Origin of the sequence: Pseudoalteromonas sp. Z1A6 (assembly GCF_011378745.1) — a bacterium.
In the GTDB taxonomy this organism is placed as follows: Bacteria; Pseudomonadota; Gammaproteobacteria; order Enterobacterales; family Alteromonadaceae; genus Pseudoalteromonas; species Pseudoalteromonas arctica.
On record NZ_WTKW01000519.1, the window covers coordinates 1 to 2,047 of the forward strand.

The following is a 2,047-nucleotide window of genomic DNA, read 5'->3' on the forward strand; positions in this document are numbered from 1 at the left end:
TAGAGAAAATAAATTTAAATATCACCATGATTCAATACGTTAATAAACCTCTTAACCAGAGTTCAGGTTAAGTAAACCAATACCTGCTAAAGGCTTTTAAGCATTTTAGCTAAAATAGTTAACTTTTAACGCTTTTTGCTAATTTATGTTGGTTAATTAATAGTGGTAGAATGCAGCGCTTAGTACCACTTGTGTGAAGTAAGTGGTCAATAATTTATAAGGTTTGTTGTGTAATGCTGTTGATGATCGACAACTACGACTCGTTTACTTACAACTTAGTGCAATATTTTCAGCGTTTAGATCAAGACGTTTTAGTGAAACGTAATGACGAGCTAAGCATTGCACAAATAAAGCAGTTGAACCCGAAACACATCGTGTTATCGCCAGGGCCATGCACCCCTAACGAAGCGGGTATTTCACTAAATGTTGTTGAGCAACTAAAAGGGCAATATCCTATTTTAGGGATTTGCTTGGGGCATCAAACTATCGCGCAAGCTTTAGGAGGAGATGTAGTTCGTGCTAAAAAAGTAATGCACGGTAAAACATCACCCATAGTTCACACTAATAAAGGGGTGTTTAAAGGTTTAGCTAACCCGTTAACAGTGTGTCGTTATCATTCTTTAGTGGTTAAAGCACAAACTTTACCTAAAGAACTTGAAGTAACCGCATGGACTCAGACTGAGCAAGGCGAGTTTGACGAAATTATGGGGTTACTTCATAAAGAACTAGCAATCGAAGGTGTGCAGTTTCACCCCGAAGCTATTCTAACTGATCAAGGCTTAGAACTGCTTGATAACTTTTTAACTCGCTTCTAATGTTATAATACACAGAGCATTTAATACTTTATTAATGGATGTCATGACTGAACTTGTAGCGCAACAGCGTACTGCCAAAATACTAAGCCAACGGGCTCATGACTTATTGCTTGGGCACAGCTTTGCGCATCAGCAAATTGGTTTCATTCATACATTAGATATAGATTACGGCGAACCCATGAAGCAACGCACTTTGCTTCAGGTTGAAGTGGCCGCACAGAATAAACGCCAGCAAAGCAGTACTGCACATCATAAGTACCGCGCTCAAGCGAGTGAGCAACTGCACAAAACTATTGAAACAGCTATATATAAGCAGCTTGAAGATATAGATGGTGTAATCCACAGCACTATAGGTATTGAAGATGGCATTGCCAATATACTCGACATATTAGCTGTAAAGTCAGCGTCGGTAGGACGTTTAGAGCCACTGGTTAATGATATAAGCTGGTTGGGTAGAGAATTAGTAACGCTCGTTAATTTACCTTACTATCGTAATCAGCGTAGTAAAAATACGTCTGTAAAAGTAGATAAACCATCGCTTGCCCTTCGTTATATTGGCCTTGATAACTTACAGCTTGTTATTCCTACATTTGCTGCCCGTCATTGGATGCCACATAGCACCGAACCATTTTCATTATTAAAACGCCGGCTACGCGACAGCGCGATGGCAAACGCGATTGCTGCGCAAAAAATTGCACAAATTAATAATGTGAATGACGTACATGCATTTACCCTTGGAATGCTTTTAGATGTAGGACGAATTGCATTAGTGCGCTTGTACTTAAAAACGTTTGAGAAAGTATGGCAACGCAAAGTGCAGTTAGCCCGAAATGAAAACCAAAAAGATTTACACACCGCATTATTAGAGCTACAACCCGATCCGCTATTTTTAACTACTCTACTTAGCAATAAGTCGATAGAAGTAAGCGCGAAGGTAATAGACAAAATGGCTTTTAAATATTTACCGTTTAAAGGTGTCATGCAGCAGCTAGTAAATGGGGTAGATAAAGGCGATACATTACTGCCATTAACAGAAGTAATGCTAAAGGCACGTTGCTACTCTCAATATCTTAATTTAAAAGAGCATCAACTTATTGAGCCCGATGAAACTCTAAGCTGGTTTTCGTACTTTAAGTTCACTAAAACGGAACTAAAAACCCTCCAATCGAGTAATTTTACCAATTTAGCTATTCAAATTGACTAAAAATCTGAATTTTTTGTTAATTTTTTTG

General features: G+C 38.4%; 2 protein-coding genes. Both read left to right on the top strand.

Annotated elements, in window-relative coordinates; all coding sequences use genetic code 11:
- Nucleotides 1–233 precede the first annotated feature (233 nt).
- A complete protein-coding gene (locus GQR46_RS19100; RefSeq protein WP_165742110.1) occupies nucleotides 234–815 on the top strand; it encodes an aminodeoxychorismate/anthranilate synthase component II in 582 nt (193 codons plus the stop codon).
- A 43-nt stretch (nucleotides 816–858) separates the two neighbouring features.
- Nucleotides 859–2,019: an HDOD domain-containing protein gene (locus tag GQR46_RS19105; protein WP_024593401.1), complete on the top strand. Its 1,161-nt coding sequence runs from the start codon at nucleotides 859–861 to the stop codon at nucleotides 2,017–2,019.
- Nucleotides 2,020–2,047: the final 28 nt, after the last annotated feature.